The sequence below is a fragment of the Vibrio pomeroyi genome, from assembly GCA_041879425.1.
GTDB classification, from domain to species: Bacteria; Pseudomonadota; Gammaproteobacteria; order Enterobacterales; family Vibrionaceae; genus Vibrio; species Vibrio pomeroyi_A.
In genome coordinates, this window is sequence record CP090854.1 from 3065323 (window position 1) to 3089645 (window position 24323).

Sequence of the window (24323 nt, forward strand, 5' to 3'; positions counted from 1 at the left end):
AGAATAAACTGATACTAAATTTAATAGGTTACTGCTTGCTTTTCGTTAAGAGCGTTGCTCTTTAATGAATTCAGCCAGTAATTGTTCCTGTTCGTCAGTCAGAGCTAGGTTTTCCAGGAGTTCTGGTCTTCTTAGCCAAGTTCGGCCCAACGATTGTTTTAATCGCCAGCGACGAATGTCCTTATGGTTTCCAGACTTGAGTACCGATGGCACATCTTTATCGTCTAGCACCTCAGGGCGCGTATAATGGGGACAATCTAGCAAGCCATTTGCAAAAGAATCTTCTTCTGCTGAAGCGAAATCTCCAAGTACACCCGGAACAAACCGAGATACTGAATCAATCAGCGTCATGGCTGGCAGCTCGCCACCCGTCATCACAAAATCTCCAATTGACCATTCTTCGTCAACTTCAGATTGAATGATGCGCTCATCTACCCCTTCGTAGCGACCACAAATAAGAAGTAAATTCTCGTTTGTTGCCAGCTCTTCAACACCTTTCTGGTCGAGTTTACGACCTTGAGGTGAAAGATAGATAACCTTCGTCTTTCCCGGTGATGCTTGCTTGGCAGTTTGGATAGCGTCGCGCAAAGGCTGAACCATCATTAACATGCCAGGACCACCACCGTAAGGTCTGTCATCAACAGTGCGATGTTTATCATGAGTGAAATCGCGAGGATTCCATGTCTCAATAGATAAAAGACCTTTCTTTACCGCTTGACCCGTTACTCCAAAATCAGTAACTGAACGGAACATTTCAGGAAATAGGCTAATTACGCCAACCCACATGTGTTCTCTCGCTCTATGATTTTAAAGTTAGAATCCAGGATCCCAGTCAACTTCGATCCGTTGAGCTTCGCGATCAACTTTCTTGATCACTTGCTCTTCAAGGTACGGTACTAACCGTTCCTTTTGTCCGAAAGCATCTTTAAGATTTGCTTTGATTACTAGAACATCGTTTGAGCCAGTTTCTAGCATGTCTGTAACAACACCTAGATCGTAACCTTTAGTGGTTACAACTTGCATACCAAACAATTCACGCCAGTAGAATTCCTCTTCTGACAATTCTGGTAACGAAGCAGGGTCTACTGCAATTTCAAAGTTGGTCAGTACATGAGCGTCCTCGCGGATCTCAAAACCTTCCAGCTTACACACCATACCTTTGTTATGACGTTTCCAGCTTTCTACTTTGAATTCAACCCACTTCCCCTTTTGGTTAACGTACCAAGGGGAGTAATCAAATATGCTTTCAGCATTGTCTGTGTAGGAAAAAACTTTAAGCCAGCCACGAATGCCATAGGTAGCACCAAACTTGCCCATAACAATTTTTTCGTCTTGCTTGCTCATTGTTTCTTTACCCTTCATCGACATAAGCTATTTCTCTTTAAAAAAGAATTAAGCCGCTTTTTGAGCGTCTTTAACTAGCTTAGCTACACGATCAGATAGAGATGCGCCTTGACCAACCCAGTGGTTAACACGATCTAGGTCTAGACGAAGACCTTCTTCTTGACCTTGAGCAGTAGGGTTAAAGAAACCTACTTTCTCGATGAAACGGCCAGTTGCAGCGTTACGGCTATCCGCAACTACGATTTGATAGAATGGGCGCTTCTTTGCACCGTGACGTGCCAAACGAATGGTTACCATGTCGTCCTCTTTGCTTTCTTAATAAAATAATTAACCCCAAGTCTAAGTAATAGCTTGGGGTCTCGTGCCAAATTAAAGCCCCGGAATTTTACTCTTATTCCGGTGCAATGCAAGGGCTTTAGCTATTTTTTCACCAACATAGCTGCCGTACACTTTCTGTGACACGGCTAACACTATGAAAAGTAACGTAGCTAAAGCTTACATTTGTAGGTTATCGACCGAACGGGTTAAAGCCACCACCCATTCCGCCCATACCTCCACCGCCGCCCATCATGCCTTGCATGTTGCGCATCATGCCTTTCATGCCACCTTTCTGCATCTTCTTCATCATCTTCTGCATTTGGGTGAACTGCTTAAGCATACGGTTTACATCTTGTACCTGTGTACCAGAACCAGCAGCAATACGCTTTTTGCGTGAGCCTTTGATTAGGTCAGGGCGTTGACGCTCTTTCATTGTCATAGAGTTGATGATCGCTTCCATCTGCTTGAACATCTTGTCATCAACTTTATCTTTAACGTTGTCTGGTAGCTGAGACATGCCTGGAAGCTTATCCATCATGCCCATCATGCCGCCCATGTTTTGCATCTGACCAAGCTGTTCACGGAAGTCTTCAAGGTCAAAGCCTTTCTTCTCTTTGAACTTCTTAGCCAGTTTCTCTGCTTTCTCGGTATCAACGTTTTTCTGTAGGTCTTCAATAAGAGACAGTACGTCGCCCATACCTAGGATACGAGAAGCAACACGATCTGGGTGGAACGGTTCTAGTGCGTCAGTTTTCTCACCAACACCCAAGAACTTGATTGGTTTACCTGTGATATGACGAACAGACAGTGCAGCACCACCACGCGCATCACCATCTACTTTCGTTAAGATAACACCGGTTAGTGGTAGCGCATCGCCAAAGGCTTTTGCAGTGTTCGCAGCATCTTGACCTGTCATTGCATCAACAACGAACAGCGTCTCTACTGGTTTAATTGCAGTATGAAGCTCTTTGATCTCGCCCATCATCTCTTCATCGATAGCCAAACGACCGGCAGTATCGACTAATAGTACATCGTAGAATTTCTTCTTCGCGTGGTCGATTGCAGCGTTTGCAATATCAAGAGGCTTTTGGTCAGCTGAAGATGGGAAGAAGTCTACGCCTACATCGCTTGCTAACGTTTCAAGCTGTTTAATCGCCGCTGGACGGTAAACGTCGGCAGATACAACCAGAACTTTTTTCTTGTCACGCTCAGTTAGAAGCTTAGATAGCTTACCTACCGATGTGGTTTTACCCGCACCTTGTAGACCCGCCATTAAGATAACAGCTGGCGGCTGCGCTGCTAGGTTAAGAGCCTCGTTAGACTCACCCATCACCGCTTCAAGTTCAGCTTGAACGATCTTAATGAATTCTTGACCTGGCGTTAGAGATTTAGAAACCTCAACACCCACAGCGCCTTCTTTTACGCGCTTAACAAAATCGCGGACAACTGGCAGTGCAACGTCGGCTTCAAGTAGCGCCATACGTACTTCACGCAGCGTCTCTTTTATATTGTCTTCGGTCAGACGACCTTTACCGCTGATGTTCTTCAGCGTTTTGGATAGACGATCCGTTAAATTATCAAACATAGTTTTCTCTTCGCTCAATCCTGCGACTATTACTGTGAGTATACATTAGCGTTGATTAGAGTCATACCCGTTGTGGAGCGTTAATCATCCACGCTTGTGATGTGAGACATTGTTCACTTGGAATTGAGTGAGGTTCACCGTAGCCCCAAAGAGCGATGCAAGGTATAATTCGTCAATTAGTAATCATTTAAATGGATACCATGGACAGTCTTATTGCGATCGCAGCAGCCTTTCTTTATACAATGGCGATTTCCACGATCATTCCAGGTCTCGTGCACCAAACAGGAATCCGTGTAAAAACGGTGTTTATCAGCGCATTACTTGCTTTAGCTTTCCATGCTTGGTTGCTTGGCGATTTAATCTTTAATGCCAGTGGCCAAAACCTCAGTATCTTGAACGTTGCTTCATTAATCAGTTTAATCATTTCTTTGGTGATGAGCGGCGCGATGCTCAGAACCCGCTTGTGGTTCATTTTGCCTGTTGTTTATAGCTTCGCAGCGCTTAACCTCATGGCAGCAACGTTTCTTCCAAGTACCTTTATTAAACATCTAGAGAATGACCCGAAACTGCTCGTGCACATCTCTCTAGCATTGTTCTCATACGCGACGCTGACTATCGGTGCGTTGTACGCCCTGCAACTCGCGTGGCTTGATCACAAGCTTAAAAAGAAAAAAGCCTTAGTGATTAACCCTAACCTACCTCCTTTAATGATGGTGGAGAGACAGCTTTTCAAGATCATTCTGATTGGTAATGGTTTATTAACGGGTACTTTGCTGACTGGCCTTATCTTCGTACAAGATATGTTTGCTCAAGGAAAGGCGCACAAAGCGGTATTGTCTTTTATCGCTTGGATTATCTACTCCATTCTTTTATGGGGTCACTACCAAAAAGGTTGGCGTGGACAGAAAGTCACTTGGTTCGCACTGGCGGGCGCCAGCATGCTCACATTAGCCTACTTCGGTAGCCGCTTCGTTCAGGAAATCATCCTGAACTAGTCTGTAAAATAAAGGCAAGGTCTCACACACCTTGCCTTTAAAATATTGAGTCCGTTAGATTCAATTGACATCTCGACCATGTTCGGTCATAAATTAATCAAGATACACAAATAGGAAAAGAATAGTTTTGGACGACATATCAACGGGTATCTTATTTGCGCTACTCGCGTGTCTCATTGTAATTTCTGGTTATTTCTCTGGTTCCGAAACGGGCATGATGTCCTTGAACCGCTACCGTTTAAAGCACTTGGCCAATACGGGTCATAAAGGTGCCAAACGTGTAGAAAAACTTCTGAACCGCCCAGACAGATTGATTGGCCTCATTCTCATCGGCAACAATCTCGTCAACATTCTGGCATCTGCGATCGCTACTATTCTTGGTATGCGCATTTACGGGGATATCGGTGTGGCTATCGCTACTGGTACCCTAACTCTCGTGATCCTCGTATTCGCCGAGGTAACCCCAAAAACCATTGCTTCTCTATTTCCTGAACGTGTCTCTTACGCCAGCAGCATCCTTTTGATGGTTCTGATGAAGGTACTGTCGCCATTGGTGATCTTAGTGAACTTCATTACCAATGGCTTCATTCGTATTTTGGGTGTCAAAGCCAGCCATGATGCGACCGACCACTTAAGCTCAGAAGAGCTCAGAACCGTGGTAAATGAAGCAGGCAGTCTTATTCCCCAGCGTCACCAAGATATGTTGGTGTCGATTCTAGATTTAGAGCACGTGACCGTGAACGACATCATGGTGCCTCGTAATGAAATCACGGGCATCGACATCAATGATGACTGGAAATCGATTGTTCGCCAACTGACCCACTCTCCTCATGGTCGTGTGGTTCTATACCGAGACCAGATAGATGAAGTGGTAGGTATGCTTAGGTTGCGTGAAGCTTACCGTTTAATGCTGGAAAAAAACGAATTCAATAAAGAGACCCTGCTGCGTGCGGCAGATGAGATCTACTTTATTCCTGAAGCGACACCACTCAACATTCAACTGCTTAAGTTTCAGCGCAATAAACAGCGCATCGGTTTGATTGTTGATGAGTATGGCGACATCAACGGCTTGGTTACCTTGGAAGATATTCTGGAAGAGATCGTTGGTGAGTTTACTACTTCAATTGCACCAAGCTTATCTGAAGAGATCACGCCACAAAGTGATGGTAGCTTCTTGATTGAAGGCAGTGCCAATATCCGAGATATCAACAAAGGCTTACAGTGGGCATTGCCTACCGACGGTCCAAGAACATTGAATGGTTTGATACTGGAACACCTTGAAGATATTCCAGAGAGTCACCTGAGTGTTCAGGTTGCCAGCCACCCAATGGAAATCGTAGAACTCGAAGAGAACCGTATCAAGCTGGTGCGAGTGTTCCCACAGATCGTTAACGGATAAATGTGGATTGCTGAAATGGCTAAATGAGCAAACACAAGCTCACACGCGATAAAAACAAAAGGCCCGATTCATTGAATCGGGCCTTTTAGTATCTAGCTCTTTTTATATCTAGCCCGCTCAGTCTCTAGAGCAAAATGTATCTAGAGTGAAGCGTATTCAAGGTGAACTAAAAATGATTAGTCGATTTTAAGCTCTTGAAGCATCGACTCTGGCAGTGCCAGTTCATCATTCTTGTTTACAGAGATGCCTGCAGCGATGATTGCATTCGCGATCTCTTTCGCTTCATCCAAAGAGTGCATTGCCGCTGTACCACATTGGTATTCGTTCAGCTCAGGGATCTTATTCTGGTTCTCAACTTTCAGTACGTCTTTCATCGCAGCTAACCAACCGTCAGCGACTTGTTGCTCTGTAGGAGCACCAATTAGGCTCATGTAGAAACCAGTACGACAACCCATTGGTGAAATATCGATGATCTCTACATCTGAACCGTTCAGCTGATTACGCATGAAACCAGCGTATAGATGCTCAAGAGTATGGATACCTTTCTCAGATAGGATGTCTTTGTTTGGCGCAGTGAAACGCAGGTCAAACACAGTGATGGTATCCCCTTTTGGGGTTTGCATTGTTTTAGCAACACGAACTGCAGGTGCGTTCATGCGTGTGTGATCAACAGTGAAACTATCTAATAAAGGCATTGCTCTTCTCCGTGACGGCTGGCTTTAGAAAAACCAGCTTCGATTGTCTTCTAGTTCTTTGCGGCACTGTTTCAGCTGCCATCCATAATCTTTTGCTTGCTGTTCGACTTTGCGAGCCACCTTAATTAGCGATGGCTTGCTGTTGTATGACTTACGCTTATAACCACCACGCCCTTCATGATAAGCCAGGTATTGGTTATAGGGGTCCCATAGCGAGATACCCAGCTGACGACGTGTCTCACTGGTATACCAACCAATAAACATCAATGCATCATCGAAGTTGGTTCTTGAACCACCGTTATTGGTCGCTTTTTGGAAGTCTTCCCAAGCAGGGTCTTGAGCTTGTGCATAACCGTAGGCACTGCTTACGCGTCCCCACGGAATAAAGCCAAGAATGTAATCTTTGGGTGGGCGTGCATCATGACGAAAGCTACTCTCTTGTTTCACAAAAGCCATCGCTACGTTAATCGGCGTGCCCCACTCCTCTTGCATATCAAGTGCATCTTCATACCAAGATGGATGTTCTCTGAAGATGCTACACAAATTATCTTGCTGCTTAGGCGGTGGCGTTGCACACCCAACCAATAGGCTAGAGACAACACCAACAGTCACTACAGGTAACCATTTACCACTCACACGAGTAGGCTGACCTAATAAGTCTTGCTTCCTTTCCACCAAAGTCTCGCTATGCTTTTAAATACGAAAAATAATCCGCTAAGAAGCTATCAAAATCTTGAGTGCTTGCTTCTTCACTTTGTTGCTGAGCAATCACAGAGCGTTGAACTTCCGCTTCCATCAATTCAGCTGAGTAAACTTTATATTGGTGCGCTTTGTGTTGTTGAGCATACGTTTTACCTAACGCGCAACCCACTTTACCTAAGCCACCCAGTTTTTTGGTCTCTTCTAGCAACTGGCCAGAAATCGTGAGCTCAGGGTTATCAATCCAAGCCTCAAGCGTATCGCATGTTTCTTGGTATGCACGACCGCCTTGTTCCGCGTCCATCATTTCTGCAATTGAGCGTAGATCTTTGAAAACACGCTTCGCCCAATCTTGCAGAGACAAGCGCTCGCCATGACAACCAATTTGCAGCTCTAGACCAACTTGACGACCTTCTAAGATCACCTTGTTCCAGTTATCGCGCCAGCATTCAAGTTCGCAGTTATCCATCTCAGCAGAGTCTGTTAGTACACTCCAAGTTAGGAATAGATCCAAGAAGCGAACTTGCTGCTCGGTGATACCGATTGAGCTGAATGGGTTTACATCTAGAGAACGAACTTCGATGTACTCAACGCCGCCGCGAGCCAGCGCTTCAGATGGCTTCTCACCACTTTTCGCGACACGCTTAGGACGGATTGGAGCGTAAAGCTCATTCTCAATTTGCAGTACGTTGCTATTTAGCTGACGGTATTCACCATCAACCTTTGTGCCGATCTCGGCGAATTCTTCTGATGGCGTACGAATTGCTTGATTCAGGCCTTCAAGGTACTGACCCAGGCTGTTGAAGCCAATCTTCAATACACTTTGCGCACTGTTCGTGTAACCAAGATCACTCAGGCGCAGTGCCGTTGCTTTTGGTAGATACAGTGTCTCACCAACCTTTTCGAAAGGTAGGTTGGTTTCTCTTCCTTTGATGAAAGAAGAACACAGCGCAGGTGATGCACCAAAGAAATAAGGAATTAACCAACCAAAACGGTAGTAGTTACGGATCAAGCCAAAGTAAGCATCTGACTTAGCTTCGCAACGCGCTTCTTCTGTTTGCTCTCCAAACAGGCTATCCCAAAAGCTTTCTGGGAATGAGAAGTTGAAGTGAACACCCGAGATAATCTGCATCAAGCTACCGTAACGGCGCTTTAGGCCTTCACGGTATAGCGTCTTCATCTTACCGTTGTTAGAAGTACCGTATTGCGCTAGCTGAATGTAATCTTCACTGCCAACGTAACAAGGCATAGAGAGCGGCCATAGCTTTTCGCCATCTAACTTGGTTTGCGTGAAGTGATGGATATCAGACAACTGATTCAAAAGCGTCGGAACGTCATTAGAAACAGGCGTGATAAATTCCAGTAGCGACTCAGAAAAATCGGTCGTTACCCATTCGTTCATCAACGCAGATCCTAAAGCTTTAGGGTGCGGCCCAGTAGCAAGGTGGCCATCTTCCGTGTAGCGTAACGTTTCCCTTTCAACACCACGACCAAATTGAGAGAAGGTCTTAGGGTTGGTTGCAACTTGCTTTAGTCGCGCAGCAAAATCAGTCAAAATTCAGTTCACTTATCTTATATTGTTCTGATTAGAACTATCATAAATTAGGTTGGAGGAGAAAAGTAGAGTCTCTTCCCTCCCCCTTTAATGTGTACTCTAACGAATGATTTCAAGCTCTTCTATTGGAATATCTAACTTTTCTAATTGTGGGCGAAGCGAAGTCGCGTCACCAACAACGATTATTTGATAATCATTCGGGTCGAACCATTTCTTCGATAGCTCGTTTAAGGTCTCTTTTGAAACCGTTTCAACTATCTGATTACGCTGTTGTAGGTAATCTTCATCAAGGCTCAATGCGACAATATTACTCAACAACCCAGCCTTTTGACTTGGCGTTTCGTATTTAAGCGCATCTTGTTGACCGACGGCAAGGCGCATAAATTTCACCTCTTCGTCAGTTAACCCACTTTGACTAAACTCGTTCAGCTCATTAATGAACTCTTGAATCGATGGAACCGTCGCATTCGCTCTTACCTGTGCACTGAATACCACCGCGCCCGTTTCACGTGTACTCGCAAAGTAACCGCTTGCACCGTAAGTGTAGGCTTTATCTTCACGTAGATTCTGGTTGATACGGCTATTAAAGTTACCCGCTAGGTTAAAGTTAGCCAGTTGACTCAAATACAGTTCACCTGTCGCATCAAACGGCAGACCTTTACGCACCAAGCGAACAATACTTTGTGGTGCACCCGGTTTGTCGACCAAATACAGGTGTTGACCTGAAAGCTCTTTGACGATCTGTGGGCGCGTTAATGGCGCTGCATCGCCTTGCCACTCTTCAAAGAATTGTAGCTGCTTTCCAATCTCTTTCTTCGAGACGTCTCCCACAACAACAATATTGGCACCTTCAGGTGTGTAGTGTTGATCATAGAATTTTTTCACATCGTCTAGAGTGAGTTTCGATAGAGATGCTTTAGTACCGTCGCTCGCTCGAGCAAAAATACTGTCGCCAAACAGCACCTCACGGGTTGCTTGAGACGCCATCCAGCTTGGTTGTTGGTGCTGATACACAACACCTTCTAGCATCTGTTTCTTAACACGCTCGAAGTCTCGCTCATCAAACTTAGGCTCAAACAGAACCTCTTGCACAATCGCCAGGGTTTGAGGCAGGTTTTTCTCTAGCGTAGAAACTGAAATATCCGTGGTGTAACTGCCCGCACTGATGCTCACACTGCTACCAAGCTTATCTAGTGTCGCTTGTAGCTCTTCAACCGTTCGTTTTGTCGAACCTTCTTCCATCATCGAAGCAGTTAGGTTCGCTAGGCCTTCTTGACCTTTACGGACATAACGCTCACCGGCTGGAAGTTGAATCTGTAGCTGTACGGTCGGTGTTTCGCTGGTCACAGTACCAATCAAATCCGTGCCGTTTGCAAAGTGCATGCGGTACAAATCAGGCATCGTTGCTTCAACACCAAAGTTCACTTCTGGCATCACGCTGCGATCAAAGGTATTAGGTGCTTTTCTGAAATCCAGTTGGTCTTCTGTCACCTTGCTGTATTCAGGCAAAGTGCGTGGCGGCGTGGTAAAGGTCGCTTCACGAACCGCTAAATCGAGTTGCTTCTTAGGAACCACACTCAAGGTCACCTTATGCTTACCTTCGATGAAATCTTGGTAAGCTTTACTTACGCTTTCAGGAGTCACCGCGCGGATTTGATCCAACTGTGATTCAATGCGATCTGGCTGACCGTAGAAGGTTTGGTTAGATGCGAGTTGTGAAACTTTACCTTTGACACTTTGCAGTGCAAAAACCGCATCCGCTTCAGCCATGCCGGTGATCTGGTCTAGACGCTCTTGTTGAACGCCCTCTTTCGAGAACTGCTCTAGGGTATCCATCAATTCTTTATTGAGAACCGTCAAATCACCTTTTTCTCCTGAGTTACCCATCGCATACACATACATGGTACAAGCAAGCTCAGCACAATCATGGAAAGAGCCTGCGCTGACTGCTTTCTGTGTTTTTACGAGGTTTTGATACAGGTAACTGTTGGTGCCTGAACCCAATACATTAGACAGTGCATTCAGTGAAGCCTGTGTCTCTTCACCACGATACGTTGTTGGCCAACCAACAAGCACCATCGGCTGACGAATATTGTCTTCTAGAGTGATGTACTTATCTTCTGTTAGCACGGCTGGTTGTTTCTCTGCAGCCTTAACTTCAGGGCCTTGAGGGATTGGACCAAAGTACTTGTTCACCCACTCTAGCGTGTCATCAACGTCGATATCACCACCGATAGTCAGTACCGCATTATTTGGGCCGTACCAGCGCAGGAAGAACGCCTTAAGGTCATTCACATCAACACGGTCTAGATCTTCCACATAACCGATTGGTTGCCATGAGTAAGGGTGACCTTCAGGGTAAAGCGCTTCACCCATGCGTTCCCACATCAAACCATAAGGACGGTTTTCGTAACTTTGAGCACGTTCGTTTTTAACCGTGCCTCTTTGAACTTCGAATTTTTTCTGAGAAACCGCATCCAATAAGAAACCCATTCGGTCTGATTCTAACCACAACATTTTCTCAAGTTGGTTAGATGGAACGGTTTCAAAGTAGTTAGTGCGATCACGGTTAGTGGTGCCGTTTAACGAGCCACCAGCCTCTGTAATGATCTTAAAGTGCTGCTGGTCACCAACGTTCTCAGAACCTTGGAACATCATGTGTTCGAAGAAGTGAGCAAAGCCCGATTTACCTATCTCTTCACGAGCAGAACCTACGTGATAGGTCACATCAACATGCACAAGAGGATCAGAATCATCCGGGGAAAGAATAACTGTCAGGCCGTTTTCAAGCTGATACTTGGTATAAGGGATCACCACTTTGTCTTTAGAAGGCTTCACCTCTTCGACTAGAGTGACGCCTTCTGGCAATGAGGAAAAGAAGGATGTTGAGCTAGGTACATTGTAAGAACAGCCTGCGATGGCGATAAGAGAAAATGTACCAAGTAAAACCTTTTTCATAGGTTCTCCTTAGAAAAAACCGAAGTAGATAGCAGCAAGTAAGCTGTAGCGAGCGGCTTTGCCAATCGCTATCAAAATAACGCTAGGGATAAATTTCATTCTCAGCCAACCCGCCGCGAGACACAAAGGGTCACCAATAACGGGTAACCAACTGAATAACAATGTCCAGTAACCATAACGGCTCAGCCAAGCCATAGCCTTATGACCATGCTTTTCAGATTGAGTTCGATTGGGTAACCACAAACCAATCCAATAATTAGTCAGGCCACCTAAGGTGTTACCAAGTGTCGCTATGAGAATAATCGACGATGTTGAGAATTGATCTAGGCTCAATGCTGCAACAAGACTGGCTTCTGAACCGCCGGGCAATAACGTGGCACTTAAGAAACCACTGATGAAGAGTACCCAAAGCGCCGAGTCAGAGAACCACAGCGCTATGTTTTCAAAAAGGGAATTAAAGAACTCTAGCACTGCCTATCAGCCTTCTTGCATTTTTAGTAGTACCTTGCCTCTGGTATGCCCGGTTTCAACCTGTAGATGCGCCGACTGCGCTTCATCCAATTGGTAGATACCTTGAATTTCTGTTTTAAGCAATCCAACACTCACCATGTAAAGCATGGTGTCCATTTGCTCAGGGTTTGGCTCAACCAGCATGCCTGATGCAGTAAAACCTAGTAGTGTGGCTTTTTCGCAGATCAGTTCTGCAGATAGAGTCGGAACGGTCACTACTCTTGCGCCATCTTTCAGACACTTCAATGCGTCAAGCGCGGTATCGCCACCGACCAAATCAATCAATACATCAACATCAGAAACTCGTTCTGAAGCAGGGGCAAATTTATAGTTGATCGCATGAGCGCCAAGCGTTGCAAGATAATCGAGGTTAGCTTCGCTGCAGGTGGTGTAGACCTCGGCTTTTGCAGCCACTGCAATTTGAACCGCAAGGTGACCAACGCCGCCCGCGCCCGCTAAGATAAGCACGCGATCGCCTTCTTTCACTTCGGCTTTATTGAGTGCTTGGGCTGCTGTTTGGCTAGCAAGTGGTAATGCAGCTGCCGCTTCTAGTGTGACAGAATCAGGGACCATGCTTAATGCCGCTTCTGGAACACATACATATTGGCTGTAGCCGCCACCTTGCAGTGGGAAGCCAATAAAGCCTGCCACGTTATCACCAATAGTGAAACGTTCAGCCTGCTCGCCTAGCGTGACAATTTGACCTGAAATATCGTATCCCGGCACCCAAGGAAGGTTGTCTTTGTTTTGTGCTGCTGCCCAACCAAGGCCAGCTCGGGTTTTCACATCAATCGGATTAATGCCCGAAAAGGAAACTTTAACCACCACTTCTCCGGCCTTAGGCTTAGGAATCGCACTGGTTTGAATACTAAGGTTTTCGACGCCGCCGAATTGAGTAATCGCAATCTGTTTATTTTCCATTTCCATATTTCCTTGATTGATAAAAGCCCTAGTGAGCAAGCACCCTAATTAATAAAAAGAAAGGGATGCGAAAGCATCCCTTTGACTATAAACCATTTAATAAGGCTAAGTTAACCGCTCATTCGTAAATTGACGACCAATTAACGTAACGATACATGACCAGTAATCCATTAACCAACTAGCGCTAATAGAATACCCGCCGCAACCGCACTACCAAGTACACCAGCTACGTTCGGCCCCATCGCATGCATCAACAAGAAGTTCTGAGGGTTTGCCTCAAGACCGACCTTGTTTACAACACGTGCCGCCATTGGAACTGCTGATACACCAGCTGCACCAATCAATGGGTTGATGTCCTCTTTCGAGAAACGGTTTAGAACCTTCGCCATCAATACGCCACCCGCAGTACCAATACTGAACGCGACCGCACCTAATCCAAGAATACCCAGTGTCTCCAAGTTCAAGAAAGTATCCGCTTGAAGCTTAGAACCAACACCAAGACCAAGGAAAATAGTCACAACGTTAATCAGTTCGTTTTGCGCTGTTTTCGATAGGCGATCAACCACACCCGCTTCACGCATCAAGTTACCCAGACAGAACATACCCACTAGAGGTGTTGCTGAAGGTAGGAACAAAATCGTCATCAGTAGTACAGCAAGCGGAAAGAGGATCTTCTCTGCTTTGCTAACATGACGAAGTTGAGCCATCTTAATCTTACGTTCTTCAGGAGACGTTAACGCCTTCATGATTGGCGGCTGAATAATAGGAACCAATGCCATGTAGCTATACGCCGCTACTGCAATTGCACCTAAAAGATCAGGAGAGAGCTTGCTCGCCAAGAAAATCGCGGTTGGGCCATCGGCACCACCAATGATCGCAATGGAAGAAGCGTCGGCCATCGAGAATTCCATTCCTGGAACATAGTTCAGCAAGATCGCACCAAATAGCGTCGCGAAGATACCAAACTGAGCCGCAGCCCCTAACCACAACGTTTTAGGGTTCGCAATCAACGCACCGAAGTCCGTCATCGCACCAACACCCATAAAGATCAGCAGTGGGAAAATGCCCGTTTCAATACCAATGTAGTAAACGTAGTACAGCAAACCACCTGGATCAGTAAACCCAGCGTTTGGAATGTTTGCTAATACAGCACCAAAACCAATAGGTAGCAGAAGTAACGGTTCAAATCCTTTACGAATTGCCAAAAATAACAATAAGCAACCAACCAACATCATACAGATCTGGCCGAACTCAAAGTTCGCAATCCCTGTTTCAGACCATAAGGTCATCAATCCTTCCATGGTACTCCCTTACGCCAAGCTTAGTAGTGGAGCGCCTACAGTAACTGCATCGCCTTCTTTAACATTCAGTTCTTGAACGATACCACCACGAGCAGCACGAACTTCCGTTTCCATCTTCATCGCTTCTAGGATAAGTAGAACGTCACCTTCAGCAACCTCAGCACCCGCCTGAACGTTAACTTTAAAGATGTTGCCCGCCAATGGAGCAGGAACCGCTTCAGCATCAGAAGCTGCTACAGGTGCAGCCTGAGCCGCTTGAGCAGGTTTTGCTGATGGCGCAACAGATGTTAGTTCACCTTGTGGGCCAACCTCGACATCGTAAACTTGACCATCAACCTTCACGCTGTAGCTTTCGATGCCACCAGACACAGGAGCCGGAGCTGCAGCAACTGGAGTCGCAACTTCTGCCGTTGGTGCTGGTTCAAATGCTTCAGGGTTACGACGGTTCTTAAGGAACTTAAGACCCACTTGTGGGAAAAGTGCGTAAGTCAGGACATCATCAACGGTATCTTCAGCTAGAGAAATGCCTTCTGATTTCGCTTTCTCTAAAAGGTCCGTAGTCAGCGTATCCATTTCTGACTTAAGCAAGTCAGCAGGGCGACAAGTAATTGGCTCTGCACCATCCAGAACTTTTGCTTGCAGTTCAGCATCTACTTCCGCAGGTGCTTGGCCGTATTCGCCTTTCAGCAGACCTGCCGTCTCTTTAGTGATGCTCTTATAGCGCTCACCCGTTAGGACGTTAATAACCGCTTGAGTACCGACAATTTGAGAAGTTGGTGTTACCAAAGGAATGTAACCAAGCTCTTTACGTACGCGTGGGATCTCTTCAAGAACCTCGTCCATACGATCGGCTGCGCCTTGTTCTTTCAGCTGGCCTTCCATGTTAGTCAACATGCCGCCAGGAACCTGAGCAATCAAAATGCGAGAATCGACGCCTTTTAGCTGGCCTTCCCATTTCGCGTACTTTTTACGTACATCGCGGAAGTAAGATGCGATTGGTTCAATTTGGTCAAGCTTAAGGTTAGTGTCACGCTCTGTACCTTCTAACATCGCCACAACCGTTTCAGTTGGTGTGTGACCGTAAGTACAGCTCATTGAAGAGATAGCCGTGTCTAGGATATCGATGCCCGCCTCAACGGCTTTAACCGCTGTTGCTGTCGATAGACCGGTTGTCGCGTGGCTATGTAGCGCTAGAGGAACATCACACGATGCTTTGATGCGTGTAATTAACTCTTCCGCTTCATAAGGCTTTAATAAACCTGACATATCTTTGATACATAGTGAATGACAACCTAGGTCTTCTAGACGCTTAGCCAGATCAACCCAAGTATCAGAGTTGTGAACCGGACTGGTTGTGTAAGACAAGGTACCTTGAGCGTGGCCGCCAACATCAATCGTTGCTTTCACCGCTTTTTCAAAGTTACGTACGTCATTCATCGCATCAAAAATACGGAATACGTCCATGCCATTCTTATGGGCACGTTCAACAAATTTTTCTACTACGTCATCCGCGTAGTGACGGTAACCCAACAGGTTTTGACCACGCAGTAGCATCTGCATTGGTGTATTTGGCATCGCTTTTTTCAGTTCACGCAGACGCTCCCATGGATCCTCTCCAAGAAAACGGATACACGAATCAAACGTCGCGCCGCCCCAAGTCTCTAGAGACCAGTAACCGACTTTATCCAGTTCTGCCGCAATTGGCAGCATATCTTCGATACGCATACGAGTAGCAAATAGTGACTGGTGCGCGTCACGAAGTACCACATCTGTGATAGCTAGTGGTTTAGACATGCTCATAAACTCCTTTTTAATCCTTTAAATGCTACTTAGCAGTAGACGCACGGTATTGATGAACCGCGGCCGAAATTGCTGCCACTACCTGTGGACTAACAGCTGAAGGGTTTGATTGTGATTTTTGAATTTTTTTAGGTGCTGCGATCGGTTCAGGTACTTCTTCTGGTACCAGTTTTGACATCAACCGAACGAGGTAAACTAGAATAGTTAGAAAAATAAAGACAACGGACATTCCCGTTATCATTAGAGTCGCCGCATCTCCTAGCAGGCTTCCAATATTAGTCATGTTGCTTCCTTTCTTCGTCATCCTGACATATGTACAGGATTTCAGCGAATAGTGATCCCGACCCTTGGATTATCTCGATTGGTAAAACTTTGTCAATTTTGTTTAAGGTTCTGTTACGGATAACGCACACATAAGGTTAATTATTCGCCTATCAGATCACATAAATCTGTCAAATGAGTCATTTTTAGATATTTAAACTGTGACTTAAACGGGGCTTTTCTGAGAAATGATATGAGAAAGGTGGAATAACAAAGAAGCATTCAAGAAGTACTTAAAATACAACAAGTTAAATTTTAAGTAAATTTAACATTTAATCAACATTTATGTGGCAGACATAAAAAAAGCCTCGTATAAACGAGGCTTTTTTTAATAATGTGGCGCGCTCTGGAGGATTCGAACCTCCGACCGCCTGGTTCGTAGCCAGGTACTCTATCCAGCTGAGCTAAGAGCGCACGGCTTTAATATCAATTCATTGTTACTAACAACTTATCAATATAAGGATTTCATTCTAATAAGAAAGAAGCCCTAAATAGTGGCGCGTCCTGGAGGATTCGAACCTCCGACCGCCTGGTTCGTAGCCAGGTACTCTATCCAGCTGAGCTAAGGACGCACGGTTTTAGTATCAACTTACTATTAAGCAATTCAATACAAGGATTTCATTCACATAAGAAAGAAGCCCTAAATAGTGGCGCGCTCTGGAGGATTCGAACCTCCGACCGCCTGGTTCGTAGCCAGGTACTCTATCCAGCTGAGCTAAGAGCGCACGGTTTTAGTATCAACTTAAGCCAATACAAGGATTTCTATTCTCGTAAGAGAGAATCCCTAAATAGTGGCGCGTCCTGGAGGATTCGAACCTCCGACCGCCTGGTTCGTAGCCAGGTACTCTATCCAGCTGAGCTAAGGACGCACGGTTTTAGTATCAAGTTGTTATTACACAATCAATACAAGGATTTCCTCTCATAAGAGGGAAGCCCTAAATAGTGGCGCGTCCTGGAGGATTCGAACCTCCGACCGCCTGGTTCGTAGCCAGGTACTCTATCCAGCTGAGCTAAGGACGCACGCTTTTGATATTAATTCTCGATAAACGATTTATCAATATCAGGATTCAAATTCATATAAGAACTAAACCCTAAATAGTGGCGCGCTCTGGAGGATTCGAACCTCCGACCGCCTGGTTCGTAGCCAGGTACTCTATCCAGCTGAGCTAAGAGCGCACGGTTTTAGTATCAACTTATAGCCAATACAAGGATTTTCATTCTCATAGAGAGGAAACCCTTAAATAGTGGCGCGTCCTGGAGGATTCGAACCTCCGACCGCCTGGTTCGTAGCCAGGTACTCTATCCAGCTGAGCTAAGGACGCACGGTGTTCATTCATTAAGAATGAAGTTGTGAAATATATCACATTCTTCTTGCTACGAAGAAAAAAAAAGGCCATCGGCCTGTAATGAATGGCGGTGAGGGAGGGATTCGAACCCTCGATGCAGCTACAAACCACATACTCCCTTAGCAGGGGAGCGCCTTCGGCCACTCGGCCACCTCACCTAATTCATTATTCTCACATCACTTACAAGTAAGAGAAGAGAGAATGGCGCGTCCTGGAGGATTCGAACCTCCGACCGCCTGGTTCGTAGCCAGGTACTCTATCCAGCTGAGCTAAGGACGCACATTTACATTGTCTAAATGGCTAATTCTAGACTCGCAAGAAATGGCGGTGAGGGAGGGATTCGAACCCTCGATGCAGCTACAAACCACATACTCCCTTAGCAGGGGAGCGCCTTCGGCCTCTCGGCCACCTCACCGTCTTGCGGAGGCACATATTACGTTTTACCGAAAATATGTCAAACACTTTATTGAAAAAAATTGGACAAAAACACTCAACCGTTTGCTATTTAATCAAAGCGCTTGCAAATTGAACTTATAAGATTCAAATCGTGCTTTTTCCCTTAAAAATTAAGGTGAAAGATTGGCAATAATAAACAGCCGAAAACAATTATCTATTTTCTTCAGCAGCAAGTGCTACCGCTGTTTGCACCTTACTACGGGATGCGTTTTTACGCTATAGGAGAAGCTAACAAATCTTGAGCTTTGCCAAACAAAATAGAAAGAAACAACATTGAACAACCGCAACTGTATTTCACAGTGTTATGGAGCATTCATTTCACCGAGTGAATACTGGCCAGTTATCTAAGCCATCTATATCTCAATGAACACTTCTGTTCTCCAAGATCAAAAAAGGCTAGCAACAATGCTAGCCTCTTCTCTACGCAAAAGTATTAGTAGTTGCCAGATGCAACGTTACCATTACCTTTTTCAGCTTGAATGCGCATGTAGATCTCTTCACGGTGAACAGATACTTCTTTAGGTGCGTTAACACCGATACGTACTTGGTTACCTTTTACGCCTAGTACAGTAACTGTTACTTCATCACCAATCATCAGTGTTTCGCCAACGCGGCGAGTCAAAATTAGCATTCTTTGCTCCTTGAGTAATCTCTAAATTTATCTAGCTACGAGAGCATTATCCAACAAAAGTTATATTTTCGTAAACTATCGATTGAGTTTATTTAACCAAAATGCACTTCTTTTTTAGGATAACCCTGTGTTTCACGCGCTACGATGTATGCATTGTGTAATATGTTAGCAGCCATATCGACTTGCGTTGGTGATATCACCAAAGTTAAAGACTGCTGCTGCAATAAGTGATGCTGTACATCAATTTCGCCTTCAGACAACAATCCATGTGAACTGACCACAATTTCTTGTGTTCGGCTTCCGACCACAGTTAACAAACTAACCTGTTCACTATTACGGATTTTCTCGTCAAAAACTAGTTTTAATTTGGCACTTATGTCTTGTTTAATAATGAGTGCTGCCCGTTCTGTTTCCTCGATCACACTACAGACTTCGATCCCTAACAGTTGGCAATGCGATATGAAAGATGGCAAATCCTCATTCAAACACTCGATACGTACCATGTCTCTTTGAATGGCGATGCCGGCAATATCATTCAAACACTGGTTGCCCGCAATCAATGTACCCTCGCCTGCTTCAAAGCTGGAAAGCACTCTTAATGGCACATTATGTTGCCATGCATACTGAACACACGGTAAATGCAGAACCTTTGCACCTCGGCGAGCCATCTCTTCCATCGACGGAAAGTCTAAGGTATCGAGCTTCTTCGAATGTTTGACAACCCTCGGGTCACAAGAGTACACACCATCAACATCGGTATAAATCTGGCACTCTTTCGCCTGCAGTGCGCCAGCTAATGCAACCGCAGTAGTATCTGAGCCGCCTCGGCCTAAAGTGGTAATGTCGCCTTTAGCATTCGTGCCTTGAAAGCCAGCGACAATGACAATCTGATTATCGTCTAACAAGGCTTGAATAGGAGCAGTATCAATACGCTCAATCGTCGCATTGTTATGATTAGAATCGGTGTGTATCTTGGCTTGATAGCCGGTCATCGATGTCGCTTCATAACCTAACTTGTGTAACGTCATTGCTAACAAAGCCATGGAAACTTGCTCTCCAGCCGTTAACAGCACATCCAATTCTCTAGCGTTGGGGACGCTATCAACTTGTGTGGCTAAGTTAACCAACCGATTTGTTTCACCTGACATAGCAGAAACGACAACCACGATCTGGTTCCCTTCATTTTTCGCTTCAATGATTTTCTCTGCTACATGATGGATTCGTTCTATTGAACCCACCGACGTTCCACCAAATTTCTGCACGATAAGAGGCATTTTCACCCGTCCTCACCTTCCCAAGACCAATGTCTATATATGACAAAAAAACACATACTCCGCGTCATGGCGAAGCAATAAAAAATGAACCAAGGAGTCTAACGTAACCATTAAACTTCGTGGTTAATCTCAATCAAACCTGATTTACACACTTCCGATAGACAAAATAAAAGATGCCCAATCATCTGATTGGGCATCTTTGTATCAATTACTTAAGCTTAAAGACGTTCTTCTAGCCAAGTGCGTACAGATTTAAGCGCTTCAGGTAGTGCTTCAACGTCAGTACCACCCGCTTGAGCCATATCTGGACGACCGCCGCCTTTACCGCCAACTTGCTCAGCAACCATCTTAACTAGGTCGCCCGCTTTAACTTTGCCGATAAGGTCTTTAGTTACGCCAGCAATCAGGCCAACTTTACCGTCTGCTACGTTAGCAATCAGGATGATGCCGCTACCCACTTGGTTTTTAGCGTTATCAACCATAGTACGTAGGTTCTTGTTGTCTGCGCCTTCAATTGCAGCAACCAGTACTTTAGTACCTGAGATTTCTTCCACTTTACCCATGATGTTTGCGCCTTCAGCTGCAGCCATCTTTTCTTTAAGCAGTTGGATTTCTTTCTCTAGAAATTTCGCTTTCTTAGCTGACTCAGCTAGTTTCTCTTCGTAAGCGTTAGCTTGAGCTTCTACAGCATCTAGAGCCGCTTCGCCTGTTACCGCTTCGATACGACGGATACCAGCAGCGATACCACCTTCAGAAGTGATCTTGAACAGACCGATATCACCCGTGTTGCTTGCGTGGATACCACCACAAAGCTCAGTAGAGAAATCGCCCATAGACAGAACGCGAACTTCATCATCGTACTTCTCGCCAAACAGTGCCATTGCACCTTTTTCTTTCGCTGACTCGATGTCCATGATGTTGGTTTCAATCACGTGGTTCTTACGAACTTGTGCGTTAACCAAGCGCTCCACTTCTTTAATCTGTGCAGGTGTTACCGCTTCAAGATTAGAGAAGTCAAAACGTAGATTATCAGGCTTAACCAAAGAACCTTTCTGAGCAACGTGCTCACCTAGAACTTCACGCAGTGCAGAGTGCAGTAAGTGCGTTGCAGAGTGGTTTAGTGAGATAGCAGCACGACGCTCAGCGTCAACTGTTGCTTCTACTTTGTCGCCTTTAGCAAATACACCTTCAACTAACTCACCGTGGTGCGCAAATGCGTTACCTAGCTTCTGAGTGTCTTGTACTTTGAACAGACCCGATACTGTTTTTAGCGTACCAGCATCACCACATTGACCGCCTGACTCAGCGTAGAATGGTGTCTCTTCAAGGATAATGATGGCTTTGTCGCCCGCTGATAGTGAAGATACTTCTTCGCCGTCAACGAATAGCGCAGAGATTTCACCTGAACCTTCAGTACCTGTGTAACCACAGAACTCAGTGTTGGTGTCTACTTTGATCGTCGCGTTGTAATCCGTGCCGAATTGGCCAGCTTCGCGTGCACGTTGACGCTGTGCTTCCATCGCCTTCTCAAAGCCTTCTTCATCGATAGTAAAGTCGCGTTCGCGAGCTACATCGTTAGTAAGGTCAGCTGGGAAGCCGTATGTGTCGTAAAGTTTGAAAACTGTTTCGCCGTCAAGCTCTTTGCCTTCAAGTGCATCTAGTGCGTCATTAAGAATAACCATGCCGCGCTCTAGAGTACGACCGAAGTTCTCTTCTTCAATGCGCAGTACTTTTTCAACAAGCTCTTGTTGCTTCTTCAGCTCATCTGCTGCAGAACCCATCACTTCAGCCAGTACACCCACAAGTTTGTGGAAGAATACGCCTTGTGCACCTAGCTTGTTACCGTGACGAACAGCACGACGAATAATACGACGTAGAACGTAGCCACGACCTTCGTTTGAAGGCATAACGCCATCAGCGATTAGGAATGAACAAGAACGGATGTGGTCAGCAATAACGCGTAGCGATTGGTTAGATAGGTCGTCATGACCAACAACTTCAGCTGTCGCTTTGATTAGCTTTTGGAATACATCAATTTCGTAGTTAGAGTGAACGCCCTGCATGATTGCAGAGATACGCTCAATACCCATGCCTGTATCTACAGCAGGCTTAGGTAGCGGTTCCATTGTGCCGTCAGCGTGACGGTTGAACTGCATGAATACGTTGTTCCAGATCTCGATGAAACGGTCACCATCTTCTTCAGGTGTACCAGGACGGCCGCCCCAGATGTGCTCACCGTGATCGTAGAAGATTTCAGTACATGGACCACAAGGACCTGTGTCACCCATTGTCCAGAAGTTATCAGACTCGAACTGTTTACCGCCTTCTTTATCGCCGATGCGAACGATACGGTCAGCAGGTACACCTACTTTCTTGTTCCAGATATCGAATGCTTCATCATCTGTCTCGTATACCGTTACCAGTAGACGATCTTTTGGCAGTTGAAGAGTTTCAGTCAGGAATTCCCAAGCAAACGCAATCGCTTCTTCTTTGAAGTAATCACCAAAGCTGAAGTTACCTAGCATTTCGAAGAATGTGTGGTGACGAGCCGTGAAACCTACGTTTTCAAGGTCATTGTGTTTACCACCCGCACGTACACAACGCTGAGCCGTAGTTGCTCGTGTGTAGGCACGCTTTTCGGCGCCTAGGAAGCAATCTTTGAATTGGTTCATACCTGCGTTAGTAAATAGCAGGGTTGGATCGTTATGTGGAACTAACGATGAACTGTCTACGATTTGGTGTTCTTTGCTCTCAAAGAACTTAAGGAACGCGTTGCGAACCTCATCAGTGCTCATGTACATGCAGCTCTTCCTGAAAATAGTCGAGTTAGAATTTTGCCGTATTGTAGATCATGGTTAAGGCTTCGACTAGTTTTCTTGTAGAAAAGACACCCTTGGGCATGATTTTAGTTGTAAATCGATAAAATGGAGAATATTTCACTAGTTCAGGCAGTGGAAAAGCCGAACTCAATTGGCTATCTAGCGATTGAAGAAAGTCCATAAACTAAGAAGATCTAACTAAATGACACACAGAGCGAAACTGCCCCAATAAAAAAGCCCCGCATAAAAATGCGAGGCTTTAAATTTTTCAAAGCGAATGTTGTTTTCAAACATCCACTCCATAAAACGTTAGCTTATAGCTCTTCGTTTTCTTCTTCCTGTTCTACGTCTTTTTCTTCAAGAACAGCAGGAGTTAGTAGCAACTCGCGAAGTTTAGTGTCGATCTCAAGAGCAACTTCTGGGTTTTCACGTAGGTATTTACCAGCGTTAGCTTTACCTTGGCCGATCTTATCGCCCTTGTAGCTGTACCAAGCGCCCGCTTTTTCTACCAGCTTGTTCTTAACACCTAAATCGATAAGCTCACCTTCACGGTTGAAGCCTTTACCGTATAGGATCTGAGTTTCAGCTTGTTTAAACGGTGCAGCAATCTTGTTCTTAACAACCTTGATACGTGTTTCGTTACCAACAACCTCATCACCATCTTTGATCGCACCAGTACGGCGGATATCAAGACGAACAGATGCGTAGAACTTAAGAGCATTACCACCTGTTGTTGTTTCTGGGTTACCAAACATCACACCAATCTTCATACGGATTTGGTTGATGAAGATAGCCATACAGTTAGACTGCTTTAGGTTACCAGTTAGCTTACGCATCGCTTGAGAAAGCATACGAGCCTGAAGACCCATGTGGCTATCGCCCATTTCGCCTTCGATTTCTGCTTTTGGTGTTAGTGCTGCTACTGAGTCAATAACAAGTACATCGATTGCACCTGAACGAGCCAGTGCATCACAGATTTCTAGCGCTTGCTCACCCGTATCTGGTTGAGAAACAAGAAGCGCATCGATATCAACACCAAGCTTTTGAGCGTAGATAGGGTCTAGTGCGTGTTCCGCATCAACGAAAGCACACGTCTTGCCAACTTTTTGTGCTGCAGCAATAAGCTCAAGCGTTAGCGTTGTTTTACCTGATGATTCTGGACCGTAAACTTCTACGATACGTCCCATCGGTAGGCCACCAGCACCTAGTGCGATATCTAGAGATAGAGAACCAGTAGAAATAGTTTCTACGTCCATTGTGCGGTTATCACCAAGACGCATGATAGAACCTTTACCAAATTGCTTTTCAATCTGACCAAGGGCTGCGGCTAACGCTTTTTGTTTATTCTCGTCCATTTCTATCTCCACATAATCGGTTGTCTCAACAAGCGATCTAG

Annotated in this window: 19 protein-coding genes and 10 tRNA genes; 2 read left to right on the forward strand and 27 right to left on the reverse strand. The window is 45.3% G+C overall.

The genetic code is table 11. The features are described 5' to 3' along the window. Nucleotides 1-45 precede the first annotated feature (45 nt). The 4 genes from trmD to ffh all read right to left on the reverse strand — a co-directional run bounded on the left by trmD (nucleotide 46) and on the right by ffh (nucleotide 3247). Nucleotides 46-786, reverse strand: coding sequence for a tRNA (guanosine(37)-N1)-methyltransferase TrmD (gene trmD / locus L0992_13330; GenBank protein XGB66693.1), 741 nt, complete (start codon nucleotides 784-786; stop codon nucleotides 46-48). Between the two features lie 27 nt (nucleotides 787-813). Continuing rightward, nucleotides 814-1368: a ribosome maturation factor RimM gene (gene rimM, locus L0992_13335; protein XGB66694.1), complete on the reverse strand. Its 555-nt coding sequence runs from the start codon at nucleotides 1366-1368 to the stop codon at nucleotides 814-816. Between the two features lie 24 nt (nucleotides 1369-1392). Further along, the gene (rpsP, locus tag L0992_13340; GenBank protein XGB66695.1) at nucleotides 1393-1641 is read right to left on the reverse strand and encodes a 30S ribosomal protein S16; all 249 of its coding nucleotides are present in this window, start codon (nucleotides 1639-1641) and stop codon (nucleotides 1393-1395) included. A 211-nt stretch (nucleotides 1642-1852) separates the two neighbouring features. Then, complete coding sequence (ffh, locus tag L0992_13345) at nucleotides 1853-3247, reverse strand: signal recognition particle protein (protein XGB66696.1); 1395 nt, start codon at nucleotides 3245-3247, stop codon at nucleotides 1853-1855. A gap of 200 nt (nucleotides 3248-3447) precedes the next feature. Between ffh and L0992_13350 the strand changes: the two genes are divergently transcribed. Next, the gene (locus tag L0992_13350) at nucleotides 3448-4242 is read left to right on the forward strand and encodes an inner membrane protein YpjD (GenBank protein ID XGB66697.1); all 795 of its coding nucleotides are present in this window, start codon (nucleotides 3448-3450) and stop codon (nucleotides 4240-4242) included. Nucleotides 4243-4369: 127 nt separating this feature from the next. Next, complete coding sequence (locus tag L0992_13355) at nucleotides 4370-5641, forward strand: CNNM domain-containing protein (protein XGB66698.1); 1272 nt, start codon at nucleotides 4370-4372, stop codon at nucleotides 5639-5641. Nucleotides 5642-5817: 176 nt separating this feature from the next. Here the strand turns inward: L0992_13355 and luxS are convergent, their stop codons facing one another. The 23 genes from luxS to recA all read right to left on the reverse strand — a co-directional run bounded on the left by luxS (nucleotide 5818) and on the right by recA (nucleotide 24282). Then, the gene (gene luxS / locus L0992_13360; protein ID XGB66699.1) at nucleotides 5818-6336 is read right to left on the reverse strand and encodes an S-ribosylhomocysteine lyase; all 519 of its coding nucleotides are present in this window, start codon (nucleotides 6334-6336) and stop codon (nucleotides 5818-5820) included. 24 nt (nucleotides 6337-6360) lie between these two features. Beyond that, nucleotides 6361-7011, reverse strand: coding sequence for a hypothetical protein (locus L0992_13365; protein ID XGB66700.1), 651 nt, complete (start codon nucleotides 7009-7011; stop codon nucleotides 6361-6363). 10 nt (nucleotides 7012-7021) lie between these two features. Further along, nucleotides 7022-8590 carry a glutamate--cysteine ligase gene (gene gshA, locus L0992_13370; protein ID XGB66701.1) on the reverse strand — a complete coding sequence of 523 codons (1569 nt, stop codon included), beginning with the start codon at nucleotides 8588-8590 and terminating at the stop codon, nucleotides 7022-7024. A gap of 99 nt (nucleotides 8591-8689) precedes the next feature. Continuing rightward, complete coding sequence (locus L0992_13375) at nucleotides 8690-11548, reverse strand: insulinase family protein (GenBank protein XGB66702.1); 2859 nt, start codon at nucleotides 11546-11548, stop codon at nucleotides 8690-8692. Nucleotides 11549-11557: 9 nt separating this feature from the next. Next, the gene (locus L0992_13380; GenBank protein XGB66703.1) at nucleotides 11558-12019 is read right to left on the reverse strand and encodes a DedA family protein; all 462 of its coding nucleotides are present in this window, start codon (nucleotides 12017-12019) and stop codon (nucleotides 11558-11560) included. Nucleotides 12020-12025: 6 nt separating this feature from the next. Further along, nucleotides 12026-12979 carry an NADP-dependent oxidoreductase gene (locus L0992_13385; GenBank protein XGB66704.1) on the reverse strand — a complete coding sequence of 318 codons (954 nt, stop codon included), beginning with the start codon at nucleotides 12977-12979 and terminating at the stop codon, nucleotides 12026-12028. A gap of 170 nt (nucleotides 12980-13149) precedes the next feature. Further along, the gene (locus L0992_13390) at nucleotides 13150-14280 is read right to left on the reverse strand and encodes a sodium ion-translocating decarboxylase subunit beta (GenBank protein XGB66705.1); all 1131 of its coding nucleotides are present in this window, start codon (nucleotides 14278-14280) and stop codon (nucleotides 13150-13152) included. Nucleotides 14281-14289: 9 nt separating this feature from the next. After that, nucleotides 14290-16074, reverse strand: coding sequence for a sodium-extruding oxaloacetate decarboxylase subunit alpha (gene oadA / locus L0992_13395; protein XGB66706.1), 1785 nt, complete (start codon nucleotides 16072-16074; stop codon nucleotides 14290-14292). Nucleotides 16075-16105: 31 nt separating this feature from the next. Further along, nucleotides 16106-16363 carry an oxaloacetate decarboxylase subunit gamma gene (locus tag L0992_13400; protein ID XGB66707.1) on the reverse strand — a complete coding sequence of 86 codons (258 nt, stop codon included), beginning with the start codon at nucleotides 16361-16363 and terminating at the stop codon, nucleotides 16106-16108. A 375-nt stretch (nucleotides 16364-16738) separates the two neighbouring features. Further along, nucleotides 16739-16815, reverse strand: a tRNA-Arg gene (locus L0992_13405). Between the two features lie 81 nt (nucleotides 16816-16896). After that, a tRNA-Arg gene (locus tag L0992_13410) sits at nucleotides 16897-16973 on the reverse strand. A gap of 76 nt (nucleotides 16974-17049) precedes the next feature. Next, a tRNA-Arg gene (locus L0992_13415) sits at nucleotides 17050-17126 on the reverse strand. Between the two features lie 67 nt (nucleotides 17127-17193). Further along, nucleotides 17194-17270 (reverse strand) — tRNA-Arg (locus L0992_13420). 74 nt (nucleotides 17271-17344) lie between these two features. Beyond that, nucleotides 17345-17421 (reverse strand) — tRNA-Arg (locus L0992_13425). Nucleotides 17422-17500: 79 nt separating this feature from the next. Beyond that, a tRNA-Arg gene (locus L0992_13430) sits at nucleotides 17501-17577 on the reverse strand. Between the two features lie 69 nt (nucleotides 17578-17646). After that, nucleotides 17647-17723: transfer RNA gene (locus tag L0992_13435), tRNA-Arg, on the reverse strand. Nucleotides 17724-17812: 89 nt separating this feature from the next. Further along, a tRNA-Ser gene (locus tag L0992_13440) sits at nucleotides 17813-17905 on the reverse strand. Between the two features lie 44 nt (nucleotides 17906-17949). Further along, nucleotides 17950-18026, reverse strand: a tRNA-Arg gene (locus tag L0992_13445). Nucleotides 18027-18069: 43 nt separating this feature from the next. Beyond that, nucleotides 18070-18162: transfer RNA gene (locus L0992_13450), tRNA-Ser, on the reverse strand. A gap of 474 nt (nucleotides 18163-18636) precedes the next feature. Then, nucleotides 18637-18834 carry a carbon storage regulator CsrA gene (gene csrA, locus L0992_13455; GenBank protein ID XGB66708.1) on the reverse strand — a complete coding sequence of 66 codons (198 nt, stop codon included), beginning with the start codon at nucleotides 18832-18834 and terminating at the stop codon, nucleotides 18637-18639. Between the two features lie 92 nt (nucleotides 18835-18926). After that, entirely contained in the window at nucleotides 18927-20108 is a 1182-nt protein-coding gene (locus L0992_13460) for an aspartate kinase (GenBank protein ID XGB68736.1), read from the reverse strand. Nucleotides 20109-20326: 218 nt separating this feature from the next. After that, the gene (alaS, locus tag L0992_13465) at nucleotides 20327-22909 is read right to left on the reverse strand and encodes an alanine--tRNA ligase (protein ID XGB66709.1); all 2583 of its coding nucleotides are present in this window, start codon (nucleotides 22907-22909) and stop codon (nucleotides 20327-20329) included. Nucleotides 22910-23241: 332 nt separating this feature from the next. Further along, the gene (gene recA, locus L0992_13470; protein ID XGB66710.1) at nucleotides 23242-24282 is read right to left on the reverse strand and encodes a recombinase RecA; all 1041 of its coding nucleotides are present in this window, start codon (nucleotides 24280-24282) and stop codon (nucleotides 23242-23244) included. Nucleotides 24283-24323 lie beyond the last annotated feature (41 nt).

Coding starts and splice junctions, on each gene's coding strand:
- trmD (XGB66693.1), bottom strand. CDS start 786: ATGTGGGTTGGCGTAATTAGCCTATTTCCTGAAATGTTCCGTTCAGTT.
- rimM (XGB66694.1), bottom strand. CDS start 1,368: ATGTCGATGAAGGGTAAAGAAACAATGAGCAAGCAAGACGAAAAAATT.
- rpsP (XGB66695.1), bottom strand. CDS start 1,641: ATGGTAACCATTCGTTTGGCACGTCACGGTGCAAAGAAGCGCCCATTC.
- ffh (XGB66696.1), bottom strand. CDS start 3,247: ATGTTTGATAATTTAACGGATCGTCTATCCAAAACGCTGAAGAACATC.
- L0992_13350 (XGB66697.1), top strand. CDS start 3,448: ATGGACAGTCTTATTGCGATCGCAGCAGCCTTTCTTTATACAATGGCG.
- luxS (XGB66699.1), bottom strand. CDS start 6,336: ATGCCTTTATTAGATAGTTTCACTGTTGATCACACACGCATGAACGCA.
- L0992_13375 (XGB66702.1), bottom strand. CDS start 11,548: ATGAAAAAGGTTTTACTTGGTACATTTTCTCTTATCGCCATCGCAGGC.
- L0992_13385 (XGB66704.1), bottom strand. CDS start 12,979: ATGGAAAATAAACAGATTGCGATTACTCAATTCGGCGGCGTCGAAAAC.
- L0992_13390 (XGB66705.1), bottom strand. CDS start 14,280: ATGGAAGGATTGATGACCTTATGGTCTGAAACAGGGATTGCGAACTTT.
- oadA (XGB66706.1), bottom strand. CDS start 16,074: ATGTCTAAACCACTAGCTATCACAGATGTGGTACTTCGTGACGCGCAC.
- L0992_13400 (XGB66707.1), bottom strand. CDS start 16,363: ATGACTAATATTGGAAGCCTGCTAGGAGATGCGGCGACTCTAATGATA.
- csrA (XGB66708.1), bottom strand. CDS start 18,834: ATGCTAATTTTGACTCGCCGCGTTGGCGAAACACTGATGATTGGTGAT.
- L0992_13460 (XGB68736.1), bottom strand. CDS start 20,108: ATGCCTCTTATCGTGCAGAAATTTGGTGGAACGTCGGTGGGTTCAATA.
- alaS (XGB66709.1), bottom strand. CDS start 22,909: ATGTACATGAGCACTGATGAGGTTCGCAACGCGTTCCTTAAGTTCTTT.
- recA (XGB66710.1), bottom strand. CDS start 24,282: ATGGACGAGAATAAACAAAAAGCGTTAGCCGCAGCCCTTGGTCAGATT.